This window comes from Algoriphagus sp. (assembly GCF_039969895.1).
Taxonomy (GTDB): domain Bacteria; phylum Bacteroidota; class Bacteroidia; order Cytophagales; family Cyclobacteriaceae; genus Algoriphagus.
On sequence record NZ_JBDVMZ010000014.1, the window covers coordinates 491,957 to 513,851 of the forward strand.

At 43.1% G+C, this 21,895-nt stretch carries 19 protein-coding genes; 12 read left to right on the forward strand and 7 right to left on the reverse strand.

What is annotated here, in order from left to right:
* Positions 1-313: 313 nt before the first annotated feature.
* Complete coding sequence (locus ABJH64_RS13410) at positions 314-991, forward strand: OmpA family protein (RefSeq protein WP_348273764.1); 678 nt, start codon at positions 314-316, stop codon at positions 989-991.
* 331 nt (positions 992-1,322) lie between these two features.
* Positions 1,323-2,222, forward strand: a complete 900-nt coding sequence (locus ABJH64_RS13415) for a sugar phosphate isomerase/epimerase (protein ID WP_348273763.1) — start codon at positions 1,323-1,325, stop codon at positions 2,220-2,222.
* A 242-nt stretch (positions 2,223-2,464) separates the two neighbouring features.
* Here ABJH64_RS13415 and ABJH64_RS13420 read toward each other — a convergent pair whose 3' ends face one another.
* On the reverse strand, positions 2,465-2,980 hold the full coding sequence (locus ABJH64_RS13420; protein WP_348273762.1) for a GNAT family N-acetyltransferase: 516 nt from the start codon (positions 2,978-2,980) through the stop codon (positions 2,465-2,467).
* Between the two features lie 150 nt (positions 2,981-3,130).
* Complete coding sequence (locus ABJH64_RS13425; RefSeq protein ID WP_348298998.1) at positions 3,131-4,063, reverse strand: SGNH/GDSL hydrolase family protein; 933 nt, start codon at positions 4,061-4,063, stop codon at positions 3,131-3,133.
* A gap of 174 nt (positions 4,064-4,237) precedes the next feature.
* On the opposite strand from ABJH64_RS13425, the gene ABJH64_RS13430 reads away from it, so the two are divergent.
* The 10 genes from ABJH64_RS13430 to ABJH64_RS13475 all read left to right on the forward strand — a co-directional run bounded on the left by ABJH64_RS13430 (position 4,238) and on the right by ABJH64_RS13475 (position 15,290).
* The gene (locus ABJH64_RS13430) at positions 4,238-5,122 is read left to right on the forward strand and encodes a DUF808 domain-containing protein (RefSeq protein ID WP_348273760.1); all 885 of its coding nucleotides are present in this window, start codon (positions 4,238-4,240) and stop codon (positions 5,120-5,122) included.
* 150 nt (positions 5,123-5,272) lie between these two features.
* Complete coding sequence (locus tag ABJH64_RS13435) at positions 5,273-5,902, forward strand: NAD(P)H-dependent oxidoreductase (protein WP_348273759.1); 630 nt, start codon at positions 5,273-5,275, stop codon at positions 5,900-5,902.
* Between the two features lie 126 nt (positions 5,903-6,028).
* Complete coding sequence (locus ABJH64_RS13440; RefSeq protein WP_348273758.1) at positions 6,029-8,326, forward strand: FdhF/YdeP family oxidoreductase; 2,298 nt, start codon at positions 6,029-6,031, stop codon at positions 8,324-8,326.
* Between the two features lie 331 nt (positions 8,327-8,657).
* Positions 8,658-8,870, forward strand: coding sequence for a hypothetical protein (locus ABJH64_RS13445; RefSeq protein ID WP_348273757.1), 213 nt, complete (start codon positions 8,658-8,660; stop codon positions 8,868-8,870).
* Positions 8,867-10,279 carry a sodium:solute symporter family protein gene (locus ABJH64_RS13450; RefSeq protein WP_348273756.1) on the forward strand — a complete coding sequence of 471 codons (1,413 nt, stop codon included), beginning with the start codon at positions 8,867-8,869 and terminating at the stop codon, positions 10,277-10,279. The genes ABJH64_RS13445 and ABJH64_RS13450 overlap by 4 nt, the downstream gene beginning before the upstream one ends.
* Positions 10,269-11,648, forward strand: a complete 1,380-nt coding sequence (locus ABJH64_RS13455; RefSeq protein ID WP_348273755.1) for a glycosyl hydrolase — start codon at positions 10,269-10,271, stop codon at positions 11,646-11,648. The genes ABJH64_RS13450 and ABJH64_RS13455 overlap by 11 nt, the downstream gene beginning before the upstream one ends.
* Complete coding sequence (locus tag ABJH64_RS13460) at positions 11,645-13,090, forward strand: NADH:flavin oxidoreductase (protein WP_348273754.1); 1,446 nt, start codon at positions 11,645-11,647, stop codon at positions 13,088-13,090. Before ABJH64_RS13455 ends, ABJH64_RS13460 begins: the two co-directional genes overlap by 4 nt.
* Positions 13,087-13,857 (forward strand): 3-ketoacyl-ACP reductase, encoded by a 771-nt coding sequence (locus ABJH64_RS13465; RefSeq protein ID WP_348273753.1) that lies wholly within the window; start codon positions 13,087-13,089, stop codon positions 13,855-13,857. Before ABJH64_RS13460 ends, ABJH64_RS13465 begins: the two co-directional genes overlap by 4 nt.
* Positions 13,858-13,930: 73 nt before the next feature.
* Positions 13,931-14,104 (forward strand): DUF433 domain-containing protein, encoded by a 174-nt coding sequence (locus ABJH64_RS13470; RefSeq protein WP_348273752.1) that lies wholly within the window; start codon positions 13,931-13,933, stop codon positions 14,102-14,104.
* Between the two features lie 82 nt (positions 14,105-14,186).
* Entirely contained in the window at positions 14,187-15,290 is a 1,104-nt protein-coding gene (locus ABJH64_RS13475; RefSeq protein ID WP_348299000.1) for a Gfo/Idh/MocA family oxidoreductase, read from the forward strand.
* A gap of 70 nt (positions 15,291-15,360) precedes the next feature.
* Here the strand turns inward: ABJH64_RS13475 and ABJH64_RS13480 are convergent, their stop codons facing one another.
* From ABJH64_RS13480 to ABJH64_RS13500, 5 genes are all read right to left on the reverse strand, one after another.
* Positions 15,361-16,158: a DUF1080 domain-containing protein gene (locus tag ABJH64_RS13480; protein WP_348273786.1), complete on the reverse strand. Its 798-nt coding sequence runs from the start codon at positions 16,156-16,158 to the stop codon at positions 15,361-15,363.
* An 88-nt stretch (positions 16,159-16,246) separates the two neighbouring features.
* On the reverse strand, positions 16,247-17,146 hold the full coding sequence (locus ABJH64_RS13485; protein ID WP_348273750.1) for a diacylglycerol kinase family protein: 900 nt from the start codon (positions 17,144-17,146) through the stop codon (positions 16,247-16,249).
* A gap of 20 nt (positions 17,147-17,166) precedes the next feature.
* On the reverse strand, positions 17,167-18,204 hold the full coding sequence (locus tag ABJH64_RS13490; RefSeq protein WP_348273749.1) for a phosphatase domain-containing protein: 1,038 nt from the start codon (positions 18,202-18,204) through the stop codon (positions 17,167-17,169).
* Between the two features lie 151 nt (positions 18,205-18,355).
* On the reverse strand, positions 18,356-19,408 hold the full coding sequence (locus tag ABJH64_RS13495) for a M42 family metallopeptidase (RefSeq protein WP_348299002.1): 1,053 nt from the start codon (positions 19,406-19,408) through the stop codon (positions 18,356-18,358).
* 143 nt (positions 19,409-19,551) lie between these two features.
* Positions 19,552-21,435, reverse strand: coding sequence for an amidophosphoribosyltransferase (locus ABJH64_RS13500; RefSeq protein WP_348274320.1), 1,884 nt, complete (start codon positions 21,433-21,435; stop codon positions 19,552-19,554).
* Positions 21,436-21,895: the final 460 nt, after the last annotated feature.

The following is a 21,895-nucleotide window of genomic DNA, read 5'->3' on the forward strand; positions in this document are numbered from 1 at the left end:
CAATCCAGCCATCACTAAATGCTCTTTTAAATACAAGGTAAAAATTGAGGCAGAGCAGTAGCAAGATACAGTCATACTCACGCCCATTTTGCCCTATTCTCCGCACTATCGGGAATATTTTCCCTGTCAAAAATTCGAAAAACAGCCTCCATTCACAAATAAGCGACATGGTACAAGAATTGAAATTAGCATTCCAACACATAATAGAATCGAGCAGCTCAAAGCCTTCATAGGTATAGAGCAGCAATCACTCGCTCGTAATCCCCACCGAGAGGAATCGGGTTAAATAATTAAAATCTTAATAAACGAACAGATGAAAACGACCAACAAATTTTTAATAGCAACAATGATCTGCGCCACAAGCCTGGGAGCCGTGAGTTGTAAGTCAAGTAACGCAGTAAAAGGCGGTGCAATAGGCGGTGCGGCAGGTGGAGCACTAGGAGGATTAATAGCTGGAGATGGAAATACTGCTATAGGTGTATTGATAGGTTCTGCCATCGGTGGATCGGCTGGAGCCGTCATCGGAAATGAGATGGATAAAGCAGCCGACGAATTGCAGGAAGATCTGGAAGGTGCTGAAGTGGAAAGAGTAGGTGAAGGAATCAAGATCACCTTTGATTCCGGGCTAATGTTTGACGTAGATAAATCTGAGCTGAGTGAAATATCTAAGCAAAATCTAGCCGAGCTAGCTGAAACCCTCAAAAAATACGAAGAAACAAATATTTTGATTGAAGGTCACACCGACAATACTGGTGCTGAAGACTACAATATGGACTTGTCTAGAAGAAGAGCTTACTCCGTAGAAGATTTCTTGACGTCCAATGGAATCGCTAAAAAAAGAATGGAAATCACCGCTTATGGTGAAGTTCAACCAACTGCCTCTAATGACACAGAAGACGGTCGTCAACAAAACAGACGCGTGGAAGTAGCTATCTATGCTAATAAGAAGATGCAAAAAATGGCTGAACGAGGCGAACTGGGAGAGTTGTAATCTCTTTCACAAGCCCTATTTATATATCCGAAAGGTGGTCTCAAAAACCACCTTTTTTCATGCTTTAAAAAAAATTCAATACGAGCAGATGTGTGAAGTCAATGATCTTCCAGAGTCCCGGTAGTAGGACTGTTTCCTGAGAATTTATATTATTAGGATATGATTATCCGCATTTCTATCAGTAAGGTGGAATAAGCAATGTAGCAAATGTTAAACTTAAGAATTGAGGCCGCTTCGGTCATCGGTCTTCCAATCAGATAAGCAAGGAATATAAGGTGACTGGCATTAGTGCGGATAATCATATATTAGGACCGAATTAATCATCAAACCTATGCAACGAAGAAATTTCCTGGCTGCCCTACCCCTTCTCATGAGCTTTGACTTCAAAATTCTTGACCTCAAAGAAACCACCATCTCTAGCAATGGCTACAACTGGAAGACTTTTTACAAGCGTGAAGGGAAAGTCTGGGGCGAAAATTGGGAGGAGGACATGAGACGTTATGCCATGTCTGGTCTCAAAGCATTCGAACCTGGAATCGATACGCCCGAAGATCTCCAAAAGCTGATTCCTGAAATGAAAAAGAATGGAATTTCCATGCCTTCCCTCTATGCCAATTCGGTGTTGCATGAAGATGCAGAAGTAGATAAATCCATTCAAAATATCCTGAAAATAGCGGATTTGGCGGCACCCTTTGGCTGTAAGATTTTTGTCACCAACCCAAGCCCGATCGATTGGAACAATCCTGTGAATAAATCTGATGCTCAGCTGCTTACTCAATCAAAAGCTATGGAAAAGCTGGGAAAAGAGCTCAAGAAGAAAGGAATAACCTTGGCTTACCACACACATGACATGGAGCTAAGAGCGGGCGCTCGGGAGATTCACCACACCTTGCAAAACACCTCGCCGGAGCATGTCGCTTTTTGCTTTGATACGCACTGGGTCTATCGCGGATCAGATAATTCTCAGCTCGCGGTGTTCGATATGCTGAAAATGTACGGAGATCGCATCGTGGAGCTTCATCTTAGACAATCGACCGACGGAACCTGGGATGAAACCTTCTCAGCGCAGGGGGATATTGATTATTCGGAATTTGCACATCAATTAAAAGCTAAAAACATCAAACCCCACCTAGTGATCGAGCAATGTTTAGAAGCCGAATCTCCTAATTCTATCGATGTGGTCACGGCTCATCAGCAGGATCTTGCGGCGGTGAAGCAGTTATTTGGATGAGTTTATTGCTTCGCAAAAGAAGGCCCGATCCAAAGCATAGGCTTATTTAGAAGAATTTATTTCCTAACTATCAGCTTTACTGCCAGTAGAGAGGCAAACATGACTTAGGAAATCTCAAACCTAAAAATTGAGGCAAGTCTGGTCATCGGTCTTCCGATCAGATAAGCAAAGAATTAAACGCAACTGGAATCCTCGCGAGTAATCAGACATTACTTTTCAGAAAAGCCACCTGCTAGTGTCCTTTAGAAATTTACCCGCATCAAGAAGTCAGTCTGCAACTCATCACCGAATTGAAAAGGATGCGAACTAAACACGTTCAGACCATTCTTTTCATAGAATTTGATCGCTCGGGTATTCTTTTCCCATACACCCAGCCAGAGGTATTTTTTCTTATTCAGCTTAGCAAAATTGATGGTATGTGTGAGTAAGATCTTGCCGTAACCTGACCCCACATAATTCTCCAGCAGGTATAATCGAGCTACTTCCAAACTAGAATTGTCATGAAGATCTGTCTGCGCAGGGACAAAATTCACCTTGGCATAGCCCGCGAGATCACCATCTACTTCAAGTAGAAAAAATACTGAAGCTGGATTTTCCATTTCTTCTGCAAACTGCTCTTCAGTGAATGCCTCCTCTAGGTAGGCGTTTACGTTTTCAGGTTTATTTCCTTCGGTAAAAGCTTGAACAAATGCTCTTCTAGCCATTTCCAGTAGAGACGTCAGGTCATCAAAATTGGCCTTTCTGATCAAATAGGGCATGCGGTAATGTATTATTTCGAGCTATCCAAAGTCTGGATAGTTCTTTATTTCCGGCAAATTTAATTTGATTTCAATTCTTTAGCTTGAATTCGCCTCTTTTCCTCAAAAGAAAATCTACCTATAAAAACCCTTATACCTCATCCATAAGCCTTAATTATTTAATAGCAACTGGGTAAGCTGACTTTCAATTTCGTTCGCCAGTGCTTGCGCTTCTTCCAGCGCCACTCCAGGAGCTAGTCCCGGTCGCACATGCCCCGTGGATGTCAGCCAAGCGTCTCTAAGTAGCATTTGACGCTTGGAAATCAAGCTCAGCACTTCCTCTCCATGAGAAAATGCAGCTAACGCCTCATGAATATCATTGAAATCTTTGACCTCGGACTCGCCCAGCGCCAACAGGATCTCCTTAGCCATCAACCAATGACCGATTTCGCCAGGGTGCACCCCATCTTTTGCCAAAAAATATGCGCTGTCCAAGGCGCGCTGATCCTCCAAGTAGTTGCGCATGGGCCAGTGAATATCGATCACTTTCCAACCTGCTGTATATCTTCTGGACAGCAACCAATCCGAATAATTGTCCAGGACATTGGCGTAGGCAGCTCCTTTTTTCGGATCATATACTGGCGGAGTTACAAAAATCGCGTAAGCGGAAATTGCGATGATTTCACCGTGAAGCCAATTGATGCCATCCTTATATTTCTGAAATCTCCCCTCATCCAGAGGCAAATAAATTCCATCGTTCATGCCATAATTCACAAAAACCACGTCAGGATTCAACCGCTCAAAAACCCGATTCAACCGCTCGTGAAGGTCTGGCCTCGGAAAAGCTCCACCCGCATGATTTTCCTCAGATAGACCCGAAACTGTCTCACTCGGCAACCCAACGTTGATCCATTCCAATTCCCGAAGTGGATGTTTCAACCTATAATAAGCCTCCACATAGCTGATGTATTGGCCGGAATATGTGATGCTATTTCCCAAAAAAACTATTCTCTGTGCCTCCTCAGGGATGGAGTAATCTGTCTGCGAAAAAGCAGAAACATGGAAAACTGTAAAGAGTAAAAAAACTAAAGCAACTCTATTCATGATGGAAGTTTTGGTATAAAACATGTATTAAATCTCAAGTTAAATAGATTATAATGCACTCCAGCAAATTCTCCACTCATGAAATATTCATTTGTGTGCATCGCTAGAGCAAAGTATCTTCACCTCCAATTCTTATCAATTGGAAGGATATTTTAAAAATTTTTATAAAAAGAAATGGCTTCAGGATTATTTGCATTGCTTGATGATATCGCTACTCTAATGGATGATGTAGCGGTGATGAGTAAGGTAGCAGCGAAAAAAACAGCTGGGATATTAGGTGATGATTTGGCAGTGAATGCTGAGAAAGCCTCAGGATTTGTCTCCGATCGTGAAATCCCTGTCTTGTGGGCCATCACCAAAGGTTCATTTTTAAATAAAGTAATCATACTTCCCGTTGCGTTCTTACTAAGCGCTTTTGTCCCCGCAGCGGTTACGATTATCCTTATCATCGGTGGTCTTTACCTGGCATATGAAGGTGCGGAGAAGATCTACGAATATGCTTTTCCACACAAACCAGCCCACCAAATCAATCTGGAAGAAGAGCTAACGAAAGAGGAAGTTCTTGCAAAGGAAAAAGAGAAGGTCAAATCTGCAATTGTCACCGACTTCATCCTTTCCGTCGAAATCGTGATTATAGCCTTGGGTACGGTGGTGGGAGAACCCATACTAGAACAAATCATGGTGGTGACGATTATTGCCTTACTTGCTACTGTGGGAGTCTATGGAATCGTCGCTGTAATCGTGCGTATGGATGAATTTGGCTACAGACTAATCGCTATGAACGAACGCAAAGACAGTTTTTCGGACAAAGTGGGACTACTTCTAGTGAATGCTTTACCCAAAATCATCAAAGCGATGGGAGTCATCGGAACGATTGCCTTGATGCTTGTCTCGGGAGGAATTTTCGTTCACAACATTGATTTTATGCATCACCTGTTCCCAGCCATCCCTGCTATCATCACCGAATTCCTTGTCGGTTTAGTCGTAGGGTTCGCGGTTTGGGCGATTATTCATTTTGGTAAAAAGTTGTTTGCAAAAAGCAACTCTGCAACTCACTAAACACCAACAGGAAGCTTAGAAATAACTAGAGTAAAATAGTAATGTATATACATTTATTGCTTATACATTGAACTTTCGTATGCTTGCATTGTTTAGCATCTATAGCTCCAGATGAACATCTCAGGAGTTTGAAAACTGAACCAACACATTATGAAAGTTTTAGAAAATTTGAATTGGCGATATGCCACAAAATCAATGAATGGAACACCAGTTCCTCAAGAAAAAGTCGATTACATTCTAGAAGCGATTAGACTTTCTGCCTCCTCATCTGGACTTCAACCCTATGAGATTTTGGTCATCACTGACCCGGAAGTGAAAGAAAAAATCAAGCCTATCGCTTGGAATCAAAGCCAAATAACGGATGCTTCGCACGTGCTTGTTTTCGCAGCTTGGGACAATTATACGGAAGAGCGGATCAATGCTGTCTTCAAATTCAACAATGAGCAGAGAAATATCCCTGATTCTATGACTGATGACTATAGAACTATGCTGTTGAAAAATTATGGAGCTAAAACTGCCGAAGAGAACTTCACTCATGCCGCAAAGCAAGCCTACATTGCGCTGGGAACTGCTCTCATAGCAGCTGCAGAGCAAGAAGTAGATTCTACTCCGATGGAAGGCTTTGATCCAGCGGCACTGGATGAGATTTTGGATTTAAAATCAAAAGGACTTCGCTCGGTGATCGTTTTGCCTCTTGGCTACAGAAATGAAGAAGGCGACTGGTTAGTTAACATGAAAAAAGTGCGAACTCCAAAAGAGAAGTTTGTGACAGTCATCTAATTAAGAGGTGATTGAATAGATTAAAAAGTGGATTTGGCGAGAGCTAAATCCACTTTTTTTGTTTGTCAATAGTAGGACCTCCAGATTTCTTTAACTTTAAGAAATTGCCTAGAGAAAAACCAACCTATGTCTTTACCATCGCGCAAAAATATCCAAGCCCAAAGCTGCAAGGAGTTTACTGGAATAACACTGAAAGATCCAGCAGCTTATGCCGCGGGATTGACGGGGGTGAAAGTGGCACTTGAGCATACCTTTAAGGAAATGGGAGTCATTAAATCCTTCCAGACACTTTCCCACATGAATCAAAAGGATGGTTTCGACTGTCCGGGATGCGCTTGGCCAGATCCTGAAAACCGATCTAAATTGGGTGAATACTGCGAAAATGGTGCAAAGGCTCTGGCAGAAGAAGCCACTTCCAAAATCGTAGATGAAGAATTTTTCTCAAACTATTCTGTGCAGGAGATTTCCAGTTGGTCAGATTATAAAATTGGCAAAAGCGGAAGATTAGTCGCTCCGATGATCCTCAAGCCTAACTCCAATTATTATGAGGCATGCACATGGGAAGAAGCATTTAGAGTGATCTCAGATCACCTGCATGCACTGGCCAGTCCTGACGAAGCCATCTTCTACACTTCGGGCAGATCAAGCAACGAAGCTGCATTTTTATACGGACTTTTCGTCAGAGCTTTTGGCACGAACAATATGCCCGACTGCTCCAATATGTGTCATGAATCCAGCGGAGTTGGACTTTCCGAAACGCTAGGAATAGGAAAAGGCTCGGTGAAACTTGAAGACTTTGACAAAGCCGAAGTGGTGATAGTCATAGGTCAAAATCCAGGAACGAATCATCCAAGAATGCTTTCTGCGCTGGAAAAATGCAAGAGTAATGGCGGGAAAATCATCTGTATTAACCCTCTTCAGGAAGCTGGTTTGATTCGTTTTCGAAATCCTCAGGCACTAAGTGGAATGCTACTGAATGGACATGGATTGACAGACATTTTTCTTCAGGTGAAAATCAATCAGGATGTAGCTCTACTTAAACTGATTCAGAAAAAATTGGCTGCTTTGGACAAAGTAAACTCGAAGGTATTTGACCATGAATTTATCGAGAAGTACACCGAAGGCTACGAATCACTTTTGGCACATCTGGACAAGCATACAGAAAAGGAGCTACTAGAACTCTGTGGCGTAGATGAGAAATTGATTGACGAAGCAGTAGCTCTTTTAGCCGAGAAAAATAAAATCATCATCTGCTGGGCGATGGGTTTGACCCAGCATAAAAATGGGGTAGCAAATGTCAAGGAATGCGTCAATCTGTTGCTTCTGAAAGGAAGTCTAGGTAAACCCGGCGCAGGCACCTGCCCTGTGAGAGGCCATAGCAATGTGCAAGGAGATCGAACCGTAGGCATCATGCACTACGTATCCAAAGAACTGAATGCAGCGATTAAAAAGACTTTTGGCTTTGATGCTCCCGATCATGAAGGAGTCGATGTGGTCAAAGCCATTCCTGCCATGTACGAAGGTAAAGCTAAGGTTTTCGTAGCCCTAGGCGGAAATTTTGGCTCTGCAGCCTCAGATACAGAATACACCGCCAAAGCACTTCAAAACTGTGATTTGACAGTTCAGATCAGTACCAAGCTAAACCGAAGTCATTTGATCACTGGGAAAACTGCCTTGATTTTGCCCACCCTGGGAAGATCAGAAAAGGACGTCAAAGATGGAGAACAGCGACATTTCACGGTAGAAAACAGCATGGGAATCGTCCATCAATCCAAGGGTTTCCTTGCACCTATTTCCAAGGAAATCAAAAGCGAGCCAGAGATAGTAGCTGGGATAGCTTCAGCTTATTTTAAGGAAAACCATTCGGTAAACTGGGATGAGCTTGGTTCTGATTACGAATTACTTCGAGAAAAACTGGGTGAAGTAATCGCTTCTTTCAAGGATATCAACACCAAGTCGAAGGGTTCGGGATTTTACCTGCCTAATAATGTGCGGGATCTTGATTTCAGCAAACTCCCAAATCAAAGAGCACAGTTTAGTATGACTGAACTTCCAATTCACAACCTGAAAGAAAACGAATATCTGCTCATGAGTATCCGCTCACACGATCAGTTCAATACGACAATTTATGGTCTAGACGATCGCTATAGAGGTATTCATAATGAGCGCAGGGTTCTTTTTATGAATGAGGCGGACATAGCCAAAGAGAACCTCAAGAAAATGGACGTGGTCAATATCATGAGCAATTATGAAGGGCAAGTGCGTAAGGTTTTCCAGTTTTTAGTCATCCCATATAATATCCCAATAGGCAATCTTGCGGCTTATTTCCCAGAAACTAACCCCCTCATCCCAATCCACCAATACGCTGACAAAAGCAATACTCCGATTTCAAAGTCAGTCAGAGTGAGTATAGAGAAGGCTTAGGATTATAGAAAGTATGCTGTGAAAAGTGAGAAGTAAAAAGTTGTCATTAGTGCTAGAATATAAAAGATCGGTAGGTGTGTATTACAATGGCATCCGATTTTTCCTCTGCAAATACCTATTACTTTTCACCTGCTACTTCTCACTACTTACTATTTACAAAATTTACCACTCACAAAAGTCGCCCTTCCACATGCAATCCATTTCGTAACAAAATCCCCATGCTAGCACAAGCACAGGTTAGAATTAAAGAAGATAATTGCTATTTTAAGCCAATCTAAAATCGATTTTTAGGCGAAACCCAACTTATCCAAAATAACCTTAACCTGTTCTCATGCAATCCAAACAATGGAAAACCCTGGTGCTGCTAGTTATTCTCCTGACTATCGGTGCATTTCTGCTTCTATTCAGAGAAAACAAACTAGACCCTACTTTAGCTGGAATACCCTTTGTCTTTTGGACCGGATTTCTTGTCACCTGCTTGGTTGTATTTGCCACGTTTTTAGGCTCCAAATTTTTCCCATTTGAAGATCCGAAGAAGCCATGATAGGATGGTTAATTTTCTTTTTCACGCTATTCCTAGCCATGCTAGGCTATGCCTCCTACCGCTCGTACAGTAAAGAAAGAACCTCAGACGATTTCATTTTCGCAGGATCAAACATCGGGACGATCCTCGGCTTTCTGACATTTTCGGCTGCCTTATTCTCGGCATTTACCTTCATGGGCATGCCGGATTTCTTCCGCTCCCACGGAGTTGGTGCCTGGGTTTTCTTAGCCTTTTCGGATGCGTTGATGGTATTTTTCCTGATTTGGTTTGGATACGCTTTGCGAAAAAGAGCCTCAATTAACGGGTACAAAGGAGTAGCCGGACTGATGAAGTCCTGCTATGGAAATTCCTTCGCAGGATACTTGGTATTCGCCAGTGCATTCCTCTTTTTAATTCCTTACGTAGCAATTCAAATCCGCGGGATCTCGATTTTCTTAGATGCCGCTTTCCCAGACTTCCTACCCTCCTGGTCTTGGTCGGCACTTCTGGTGTTCATCATGCTGATTTATTCTGAGATTGGTGGGCTAAAAGCGATCGTATATAGCGATGCGATCCAAGGTGTAATCATGCTCACGGTGATCTGGATCATCGGAGTGACTTGCCTGCAAATGAGTGGCGGCCTAGAGGCTGGTTTGGCTACCGTCTCTTCCAGCAATCCAGATTTGCTTACACTTCCTGGACCTAAAGGCTTATTTACTTCACCATTTCTCATCGCTTCTGCCATTGCAATTGTCCTTATCCCAGTTTCTCAGCCGCAGTTCACTACTCGCTTAGTCGTGATGAAAAATCTCAAATCCGTACATCGCATGGCTTATGCAGTAGGGATATTTGCAATCTTGGTGATTTTACCTACGGCATTCATAGGGCTCTATGGTGCCATCAAATATCCTGATGCGAGTACAGCTGACTTCCTCACCAATGCACTGCTCTTTGATCAGGCAGTTCCAGTAGCGGCACTCGCCGTAGTAGGCTTATTCGCAGCCTGTCTTTCTACCACCAATGCACAGATTTTCGCACTTGGCACAGAATTACGCTCGCTACTTTCCGGTTCGGATAAATCCAATATGCGTGTCACCAAGATTTCAATTCTGGTATTTTCACTCATCGTTTTGGTATTTTCCACCTACATGAGTGACGAATTGGTGTTGCTGGCAAGGGTGAGTTTTGCCGGCACATCCATGATCGCTCCTGTGGTGTTGGGAGCGGTGATTTTTAAAAATCCTCCGAAGGAACTGATCTGGCTTTCTACTTTCGCTTTAATCACTTTCGTGTCATCACTGGTGGGCATAGTCCCTACGATCATCGCAGGCTATCCATTAGATTTCTTAATGTACATTATTCTATTTGTTATCACTTTTACCTTGATGATCCGTCATCATTTGACCCATAAAACAACTCATGAAGCTTGATTCAACCATTTCAATAAATCAACTGGAAGAGCCTCTCGCTAGATTTTGGAAGCTTTCCGGAGAAAAAATCTTACTGATAGAAAAGTCTTTTGACCCCAAAAATGGAGCGCCAGTTTTCACCGAAGGTGGAAAGTACGTGACTCGAGGTTGGACAGAATGGACGCAGGGATTCCAGTATGGGGCTGCTATTCTTCAATTCGATGCCACCGGCGACGAGCAATTTCTGAAAATTGGTAGAGACAGCACGCTAAATAAAATGGCTCCACACCTCACACACACTGGCGTCCACGACCATGGATTCAACAATGTGAGCACCTACGGAAATTTACTTCGATTGATCAAGGAAGGGAAAATAATTGGTACAGACTGGGAGAAAAACTTCTACGAACTAGCGCTCAAAGTGAGTGGAGCGGTGCAGGCGATGCGCTGGACACCTACTCAATCCGGAGGTTTTATATATTCCTTCAATGGACCTCATTCCTTATTTGTAGATACGATTCGCTCATGTAGAGCTTTGGTAGTTTCGCATGGATTAGGACATGTTTTACAGGGAGAAAACGACAAACGAATCTCTCTGATTCAACGGGCTGTTCAGCATATTTTATCGACACTTCGCTACTCCATCTTCTATGGCGAAGGCCGTGATACCTACGATGTTTCTGGAAGAACAGCACACGAAATTATCTTCAACACTAACGACGGCAACTATCGCTGTCCAAACTCACAGCAAGGTTACACCGGTTTTAGTACGTGGACACGTGGCTTAGCTTGGGCGATTTGCGGAATCGGAGAAACACTGGAAATCCTCGATCAAATCGAAGAGAGTGATTATTCATCAGTTATTTCTAAAGCTGACTTTATCCATGAGCTCACCAAAGCTGCCATCGCAACTTCTGAATTTTACCTCAAAAACACTCCTACAGATGGCGTTCCCTACTGGGATACCGGAGCTCCAGGCTTGTCTAAAATGGGAGATTACCTCAACGAAAAATCAGATCCTTACAATGCTCACGAGCCGATCGATTCATCCGCGGCCTGCATTACTGCTCAAGGATTGATTAGGATCGGGAATTGGATGAAAAACTCAGATCCTGAACGATCAGAAAAATACATCAAGGCTGGAATTCAGATAGCTCAGAATCTTTTCTCAGAACCCTATCTATCCACCGACCCAACCCATCAGGGCTTGATTTTGCATGCAATCTATCATCAACCCAATGGCTGGGATTATCGCCCAGATCCGGATAGAGCTCCCCATGGAGAATCGTGTATGTGGGGAGACTATCATGCCCGGGAACTGGCTTTGCTTCTTCAGCGAATGCAAAAAGGAGAAAACTATTACAGCTTTTATAACTGTGTAAGCCAATGAGTCTAGGAAAATACAAGCCGCAGTTTCCAAGAGTGGCACAGTTAAAAACCGCCGAAATTTTCCGTGAGCACCTGGACAAGGAAGGAATTGACCTAGCTTTTGATGAAAAGCTATCGCTGGGAAAAGAATCCCCTTTTACGAAAACGCATCAGCTCAGATCCGGAAACCAGATTGGAAATGCTTTCTGCATCCTGCCTATGGAAGGCTGGGATGGGACAACTGATGGCAAACCCACCGAACTCACCCAAAGACGCTGGAAGAACTTTGCCATTTCTGGTGCCAAATTACTCTGGGGCTGCGAAGCCGTAGCCGTGCAGCCGGCAGGAAGAGCCAATCCTAATCAGCTCATGATCAATGAGCAAAATCTCGGGGATTTTGAAAAACTCTATCAAATGGTTGAATCTGAGCATAAAGCAGCTTTTGGCGATAGTTCTGACTTATTCACTGGGCTACAACTAACTCACTCCGGCAGATTTTGCAAGCCGAATAGCAAAACCCAGATGGAGCCGAAGATCTTATATTCCCATCCCATTCTAAATAAGAAATTCGGCTTGGCGGAGGATTACCCGCTGATGACTGATGGAGAAATTTCTGAACTGATCGATGCCTATGTCATCGCTGCCGTACGGGCGCAAAAAACCGGTTTCAAATTCGTGGACATCAAGCATTGCCATGGGTATTTGGGCCATGAATTCTTGAGCGCTTATGATCGGGAAGGGATTTATGGTAAGTCTTTAGAAAACCGAACCCGCTTTATCCGGGAGATCGTAGCTGGAATCAGAGCAGAAGCACCGGGCTTAGACATAGGAGTTCGCATGAGTATTTTCGATTGGATGCCTTTCAAGCAGGGCCCAGAGGGAACGGGAATTCCAGCCACAGAAGGTGCATACAACTATGCTTTTGGCGGAAATGATTCAGGTCATGGAGAAGATCTCAGCGAGTCATTTCAATTTCTCAGGGAACTGGAAAACCTCGACATAGAACTGCTTTGCACTACAGCCGGTAGTCCTTATTACAATCCTCACATCCAACGCCCAGCTCTTTTTCCCCCGTCTGATGGCTACATGCCCCCGGAAGATCCACTCCAAGGAGTAGCCCGCCAGATAGCAGCGGTAGCGGAGGTCAAAAAAGCTTTTCCTAATTTCTACGTCGTGGGATCTGCCTATTCCTACCTTCAAGAGTGGCTACCAAATGTGGCTCAGAATGTATTGAATGAGGGAAAAGCAGATTCTATCGGCCTAGGAAGAATGGTGCTCAGCTATCCTGAATTGCCAGCTGATGTCTTAGAAGGAACTCCGATGAAGCGAGCAAAAATCTGTCGTACGTTTTCAGATTGCACCACTGCACCTAGAAATGGAATGATTTCAGGTTGTTTTCCTTTAGATCCTTTTTACAAAAAAATGGAAATCCACGAAACTCTTAAAACCCTCAAAGCAACATGAGTCGAGTAGCATTAGTCACAGGCGGAAGCCGTGGAATAGGTATGGGAATCGCCAGGAAACTGGCCGAGGAAGGCTTCAACCTAGCCATCAATGGAGTGCGCGAAGAGTCCAGTGCCAGGGCGGCGTTGGAAGAATTAAGATCCTTCGGAGTGCGGGTAGAATATCTGCAAGGAAATATCGCGTCCGCTGAAGACCGGGAGGCGATCGTTTCGGGTATGATCGCAAAGTTTGGCAAAATCGATGTACTCATCAATAATGCCGGCGTAGCTCCCCGAACTCGAAATGACGTTTTCGATATTTCCGAAGAGGACTTTGACCAGCTGATGGACATTAATATGAAAGGCACTTTTTTCCTGACTCAGGCTATCGCAAAATGGATGGCAGAACTGAAGAGAGCAACGCCAGAGTCAGAGATATCCATCGTGAATATTACTTCCATTTCCTCGACCGTTGCCTCATCTATCCGTGCTTCTTACTGCATGTCCAAAGCTGCACTTTCTATGCTTTCGCAAGTGATGGCAGTGAAAATGGCAGAATTTGGAATTCCAGTTTATGAGATTCGCCCAGGCGTAATCGAGACAGATATGATCGAAAAAGTGAGAGAAAAATATCATGAAGGCGTGAAAAATGGGATGACTCTTGAGCCAAGAATGGGATTTCCAGAGGACATTGGAAAGGTAGTGGCTGCTTTGGTCAGAGGAGATTTGCCTTATTCTACAGGTCAGGTGCTAGTAGTGGATGGAGGGATGACTGTAGCTAGGATGTAGTTTACTGATAAGTTTCATACAACATATAAGGCATTTTCGTTGACACTGTTGTCTGATTTTGAGGTATTTAGAGATGTATTTCAGTAAATACATCGAAATCAATTCCGGCAAACGTTTTGGAAAACCAATTTTCATCGGTACTAGAATTTCAGTATCGTATGTTTTAAACTGGTCGGCAAACGGAATGACTAAAAAGGAAATTAATTCTGATTTTCCAGAGCTGTCTGAACAAAGTACGTTTGATTAAGGCATGGAAAAGTAAATCCCTTAAATACTTGTATAGTCAGCTCAATTTCTCGACTTTTTAGTTTTCTAATCCTTAAAATCTAATGAGCACACGCATTATTCTCAGTCTTATCCTTGCATCACTTTTTAGCACTTACACTTTTGCGCAGCAGAAGCCAACCAAAATCGGAGTAGCAGGACTGACTCATGGCCATGTGGGTTGGATATTGAATGCAAATGATCGTGAAGACTTGGAGATCGTCGGAATAGCTGAGCCCAATCGAGAACTTGCCAAAAAGCTAACTGAGCAACATGGAATTTCTATGGATTTGGTTTATGATAGCATCGAAGAAATGCTGGAGAAAACGAAGCCTGAGGCTGTTACAGCTTTTGGAAATATCTATGATCATCTAGCAGTGGTAGAAGCTTGCGCGCCTAGAGGGATTCATGTGATGGTGGAAAAACCGCTCGCGGTAAGCCTCGATCACGCACAGAAGATGAAGGCTTTGGCTGAAAAGCATGACATCCATCTCCTCACTAATTATGAAACCACTTGGTACCCGAGCACATTCAAAGCACGGGAGGTGCTTGAGTCTGGAGAAGTGGGCGCAATCAGAAAAGTAGTCGTTCACGACGGACACAAAGGCCCGAAAAAAATCGGTGTGAGCGAGGAATTTCTTTCCTGGCTGACAGACCCAGAACTGAACGGAGGCGGTGCCCTTATAGATTTTGGATGCTATGGTGCCAATCTTATCACTTGGCTGCAGGATGGCAAAAAACCAATGTCTGTCACCGCAGTAACTCAGCAGCTTCAGCCTGAAAACAATCCGAAAGTGGACGATGAGGCTACTATTATCCTTGCTTACGATGATTCCCAAGGGGTGATACAGGCCTCGTGGAATTGGCCTATAGGTAGAAAAGACATGGAAATCTACGGTTTGACTGGAGCTATTTATGCAGACAATTTATTTACAGTTAGAGTAAGAAATGCTGAAGGCTACAGCGGGTATGACGAGGAAACAATAAACTTAACCTATCAAAATACACCATTCGAAGACCCTTTTACACTTTTCTTAGCCATAATCCACGGCGACCTTGTACTCGATGATTACGCCCTTCCATCGCTGGAAAACAATATGGTGGTGATGGAAATCCTCTCCGCCGCCGTAGAAAGCGCCAAGACCGGGAAGACAGTATATTTAAAATAATGTGTACGGGCGAAGGATTTTTCGCCCCTACGTGAATCCCCTGATTTCTGGGGTGAAGGATTTTTTGTCCCTACAATTCTTTAATCTTCAAATTCTTAAATACCACCCCTTGACCTTCACTTTGGAGGCCAATAAATCCTTCTTTCAGCGACTTCCCGTCTTGTTTGTATTTAGGATCAAAGCCATTAGCAACTCCTCCGCCGATCTGGGGCAGGGTATATCGCAAAACTTCTTCATCGTTCACTAAATGAATCACGAGCGAGTCTCCATATACGATCAGATCAGCTTTTACCCACTCGTCCCATTTGAAGGTTGGAGAAGTGGAGTTGATGCAATGTCTGGGATCTTTTTTCCCCTCAAAATACACATCAGTGCCAGGAGAGCACATATTGCCAGTTGGTCTGGCGACACCTTTTTTTTCTTCGGCGAGCATCTGCCATTCTACAGAGATTGGCCAATCTTGTTCCTTCAGAATCGTCTCTGGAGCTTGGGAATGAAACATCACCCCGCTATTTCTATAGGTGTAACTTGCCGCGTCCTCAAGCCACTGGTCCGTAAACTTATATTCCCAAGTCATATGAAATGAAGAGAACGGTTTTTCATAAAACAAATGCCCGTAGCGATCACCAAATTCTTCGTAATCATCGTAATTGACTTCTATCATCCCATCACTTACTTTGAAGGTGTTCTGGTAATTTTCGCCCGATTCATGATGAAAAATTTTTGGTGTCCAGCCATCCAGGTTTTTCCCATTAAACATTTCTATCCATTCCGAATTAGAGGAAGCTGCGGATCGGCTCATTTTTTTTTCTGAACCGCAGGAAATCAATAAACTTCCTGCAATAAAGGCTAGAAGGGTATTCTTAATCATATAGGTTGTAGTTGCAGTAAAACGTAAAAGTAAGATAGGGAAATCTGTGGTTCCACTGCAGACTTTAGGATGAGTATGCCCTATGCTAGGAGGTATGGTGGGCAGTATAGCTTTTACCTGTCAAGAATTGAAATGCATGTTTTTCGATTTTGGCAGAGATAGCTTCGGGTGAACCCATGAGTTCTCCATCGATTTGAAACATCACCCCGTCTGGATTTACAATTTCACACGCTTCTAAAGTCCATTTTTGAACCCATTTTTGTTTCTTAAAATCACCTTTCAAAAAACCCACTGTGATTTTCAAATATTCATCTGCAGTCTCTGGATTGAAGGTAACGACTTCAAATTTACCATCGTGCATCAGCCCTCCTCCATTCACTATTGCCCCGGTCCCATATTGATCTCCATTGGCTATGACCAGCATTTTTGCTAAAACATCGATGGTTCTATCTCCTATTTTTAGGACAAACCTCTTTTCCTCGGCATTTAATATTTCCGAAAGACCATTCTTGACATACCCCAGCATACCGCGGGTCTCCTCCTGCTCAAACTTCTGGATCAAATTGGCATTGGTGCCAAAATCAGCTAGGTGCAGGCAAATTTCCTCATTGATATGAATAGCATCTATGGGCTGAATGGCAAAGGTGCGGACAGCCTCCCAAGAACTCACTATATCGTCGATACCCATGCATTTGGCGAGTCCATTGGCTGAGCCCAAGGGTAAAATACAGAGTGGCACTCTGATTCCATGCAGGCTTTTAGCTACCAATTTTACCGTGCCGTCGCCTCCACCTATTATCACTACATCAGGGGTAGTGTTTGCATAGGTAGAACGTATTTTTTGAGCATCATCTTCACCTGTGGTTTCCCATATTTCTACGGAAAAGTCAGGCATCCTCACCCTGGCCATTTCCATAAGGGAATCGTGGGTGACAGTGTTATTTCCAGAAACAGGATTATAAATTATTAAACATTTTCTAGCCATTTTGCAGCAGTTAGACTTCGTTAGTGAGTGATGGATTCCTTTTCTAAAATCTCTATTGCTTCTTCAGAGGATTGGATAAAATGAAAATGATCAAACCCATGGAGTTTCTTCAATTCAGTTGCTCTGTTCGGATCGAGATTTCCCACAATTCTGATAAATACATCCTTTACTCTACCTGGATAATCCTTAATCACCTGAGCGTAGATTTCTGGATCATGTTGTCCACTATCACCGATGAGGTTAAACTGCATTTGAGGAAATAAATCCATCAGTAGTTCTATTTTTTGCAGCTTATGAGAATGATCACCACCGCCAGATTTCCAGATATTTTTCAGGTTGATATGCTTGTCTTTCAACAAAATCGGCCCCTCCGGAATATGCCTATACCTCAAGAAATCCTTGATCAAATCAAATAAGGACCAATCACTACTTGAGACATAGAAAATGGGAATCGTACTATCTGAAGTGATTTTCTTGTAAAACTCCGAAACGCCAGGAAGAGGCCGTCTGGAAAAAGCATTTTTGGAAACCGATAGCCAAAACTTCTTTCCTATGTCTGTAGAATGAGAAATTAGTATGGTGTCGTCTATATCCGAGATAATCCCCAAATTTCCAGAGTACCTAGTCACCTCCATGTAGGCGATGGTAGCCACTTTGGATTTTGGCTCAAGCACATAGAAAGTCGCTGGCTCACTTTGATCTGAAGTGAGGTAAGAATCCCCGACATGTAACTCAAAAACCCCATCTTCATCAGTAGTGACAACGTAGCTCTTATCCTGAAAATTGATTTCTACTTTGGCCGAAGGAACAGAAGATCCAGCATATCGCTTGACTGCCGAGATGATATTGGACAGCCAATTTTTTCGCGAAGAGGGTCTTTTCTGCGTATAAGCCTTTATAACCCTGCCTTTGAAAAAAACTTCTTTGTCATTTCCCAAAGCTAAAAAGGGTTCAACTTTTATTTTGTCCTTGATAATCGTACTCATGAGATAGCCTCCTAGTTGGTAAACTAGTATAGCGGCAAAAACCACGCAGAAGGTTATCAGGATATTTTTCATGTGTTTCTAATTTTTCTTTTAGGTCACATGGAATCTCGCATTTCTAATAATCATCCCAATGGGTGACTTACTAGTGATGCCTGTCTGAGGCAGACAGGCCTGCCTGAGGCAGACAGGCTCGATTTCATCTAGGCATAAAAAGGCGAAAGGCTCAATGCTTCCAATCGTATCCGTCTATATTTTCTAAGCAAGCTTTCAATAATGCGATCGAATCAGCGATATCCTGCTTGTGAGCCATTTCTATGACTTGGTGCAAATGTCTGGTAGGAATGGATATCGCCCCTGCAATGGCTCCTTGCTTCCCCATCCGCTGAACTCCAGCGGTATCCGTTCCACCTGCTACGAGAATTTCCGGTTGCCAGGAAATAGCGGCATTGTCAGCAGTTTGCTTCATAAACTCCACCATGCGATAATCGCAAATCGTCATCGCATCCATGATTTTGATGGCAGTTCCTTTGCCGAGTTCAGTCACCTTCTCGTGTGCCTGAGCACCCGGCACGTCAAAGGCAATCGTGGTATCCAATGCAATTCCAAAATCTGGGTTGATTCCATGTGCAGCTACATTTGCCCCGCGCAGTCCTACTTCCTCCTGTACGGTGAAGGTCGCATAGACATCATAGGCAGGATTTTCCAATTGCTTCAGTGCTTCGATAAGGATAAATACCGCTACCCGATTATCGATTGATTTGCAATTCACACAGTCACCCATCTCGATCAGTTCCCGGTCTCTTGTCACTGGGTCGCCAATGGAGATGTACTTTTCCACCTCTACCTTAGACATGCCTAGGTCTATGAAAAAGTCGGTGGTTTTAGGAAGCTTGGTGCGCTCCTCTGCAGACATCACATGGATAGGCTTACTCCCCATCACGCCCAACAGGTCCTTTTTGCCATGCACGATCACGCGCTGCGCTGTTAGTGTTTTAGGGTCAAAGCCACCTAAAGTATGAAATCTCAAAAATCCATTTTCATCAATATGGGTAACAATAAAGCCAATCTCATCCATATGAGCCGCGATCATCACACGCTTTCCGTCGGGATTTCTTTTGCCATTTTTGATAGCGATCACATTACCTATATTATCCACTTTTACTTCGTCTGCCAGCGGAGTGACTAGTTCGAGGACTAGATCTCTCACTCGTTTCTCGAAGCCTGGCGCACCGGCGATTTCACATATTTGTTTTAAAAGACCTACGTTTATATCCATTTTATATAGTTTTTCTTGATAAGTGAAATTAAGAATTTGAACTAAGTTGAACGAAAAAAGGCACAAAGAATAAGTTCTGAGTGCCTTTATTTTTTTGAAAAGTTCTACCTCATAAGAAGGCAAACCTTTAAATAGCTGTGACTTTAATAAGCTCGGACAGTCTTTCCTTCCATGTAATTAACAAAGGATTTATTGACTACCCTCATCCCTCCCGTGGTAGGATAATCTCCGGTGAAATACCAATCGCCCAAGTGATCTGGACAGCATTTATGTAGGTTTTCAACGGTCTGATAGATGATCTGCACCTCAGCTTTAATGTCTTCATTAGTGACGATTTGAGATATTTTATCTGATATCTCCTCATCGGTGAATTCACTGTAAACTCCCTTCACAAAGTTCTCGGTAGAATACGGCTGACTCAGGCATGCCTCATAGACTTCGTCAAGTTTATTGGAGATTTTTCGCTCTTTCAGCAAAGCCAATGCTGCTCTGAATGCAATGAAATCTTTCATCTTGGACATGTCTATTCCATAGCAGTCAGGATATCGAATTTGCGGTGCTGATGACACGATGATAATTCGTTTTGGATTCAACTTATCCAGCGTAGTCAGGATACTTTTCTCCAAAGTAGTACCTCTCACGATACTGTCATCGATGACTACGATCGTGTCTATTCCTGATTTGATCACTTCGAAAGTCGTGTCATAGACATTCGCAACCATCGAGTCACGATTGTCATCGCTGGTGATGAACGTTCTAAGTTTCACATCTTTGCTCACGAGCTTTTCTACACGAGGTCTGAAGCTTAAAAGCTCATCCAAATCGCCCATGAATGGCTTGCCATCCACAAATACTTCTCGCCTTTTGGTGGCCAGGTAGTCCTCCAACCCCTCAATCATCCCCAAAAATGCTGTCTCAGCCGTATTTGGGATATAGGAGAATACTGTATTCTTCAGGTCGAAATCTATAGCTTTCAAAATCTGAGGAATTAAGGCTTTGCCAAGATTTTTTCGTTCTTGGTAGATATTCGGATCTGTACCTCTGGAGAAATAAATACGTTCGAATGAACAAGATTTCTTTTCTCTAGCAGGCATGATTTCAGGCTCTGAATACGAGCCATCCTTATTGATTACCAAAGCATGACCTGGCTGGATCTCTTTGATAGAATTGAAATCAATATTGAAAGCTGACTTTATCGCTGGCTTCTCAGATGCGACCACGATCACTTCATCGTCAGCATAGTAGAAAGCCGGTCGGATACCAGAAGGATCTCTCACTACGAAAGATGAGCCGTTTCCGACGATACCTGCCATAGCATATCCACCGTCAAAATCTCTACAAGACCTTCTCAAAATCCGCGTCACATCCAGTTCATCTTCTATGAGCTGAGTGATCTGCTCATTGGAAAATTGGTGCTTGTATTTATCAAAAATGCGTTGGTTATCTTCATCTAGAAAGTGACCGATTTTTTCCATCACAGTGACGGTATCAGTTTTCTCTTTAGGATGCTGACCGATTTGAACTAGCTTACCAAAAAGCTCCTCCACGTTAGTCATGTTGAAGTTGCCGGCCATGACTAGGTTACGACTTCTCCAGTTATTTTGCTTCAAAAACGGATGACAAGTCTCTATGGAGTTTTCTCCATGTGTTCCATACCTGAGATGTCCCAGCCATACTTCACCCGTGAACGCGATATTTTCCTTCAACCAAGCTCCATCGCTCAATGCGTCATGCCCGGCGATTTTCTTGGCTTTTTTGTATTTGCGGTTGATTTTGTCAAAAATATAATTGACTGCCGATGGCTCTACAGATCTATATCGGCTGATATAGCGAGTGCCGGGCTTTGTATCGATCTTGACATTGGCTACACCAGCGCCATCCTGACCTCTGTTGATTTGTTTTTGCATCAGGACGTAAAGCCTGTTAGAGGCAAAAGCTGCTGTCCCGTATTTATCAATGTAATACTGGGCAGGTTTTCGCAATCTAATCATTGCTATTCCGCATTCGTGTTTGATGGCGTCACTCATAGAGTCTGGCAAATGTTATTTTGAAGATTCAAAGTTACTAGTTTTTAAAAGAGTTTTTCTTTAAAAAAGTTCTATGAATTAAATTAAAATTTTGTTTTTTCATTCACCCTTCAGAAATCGGCTAAATAGCTGAGATAGTTGATATTTCGCCCCAGTTTTAAGATTTGTTAAGAACAAACTGATGTTTTACTCCACAGCAGTTTTATCGACTTTCATCAAAAAATGCTCAAATAAAGCAGTTTTTGGCTGTTGGCATAACCTTGGCGTTTTTGCTTTCAGATTCAAAACGCTAAAGTCTAGAATCAGGAGTCCGGACTCCAACTAGTTTACAAGTATTAAACTTAACCAACTTAACACATGAAATCGAGCCTGAGGCAGACAGGCCTGCCTGAGGCAAGCAGGCATGACGACGAACATCACTCAATGGGATGATCATAACAATGCGAGATTCCATGTGGCC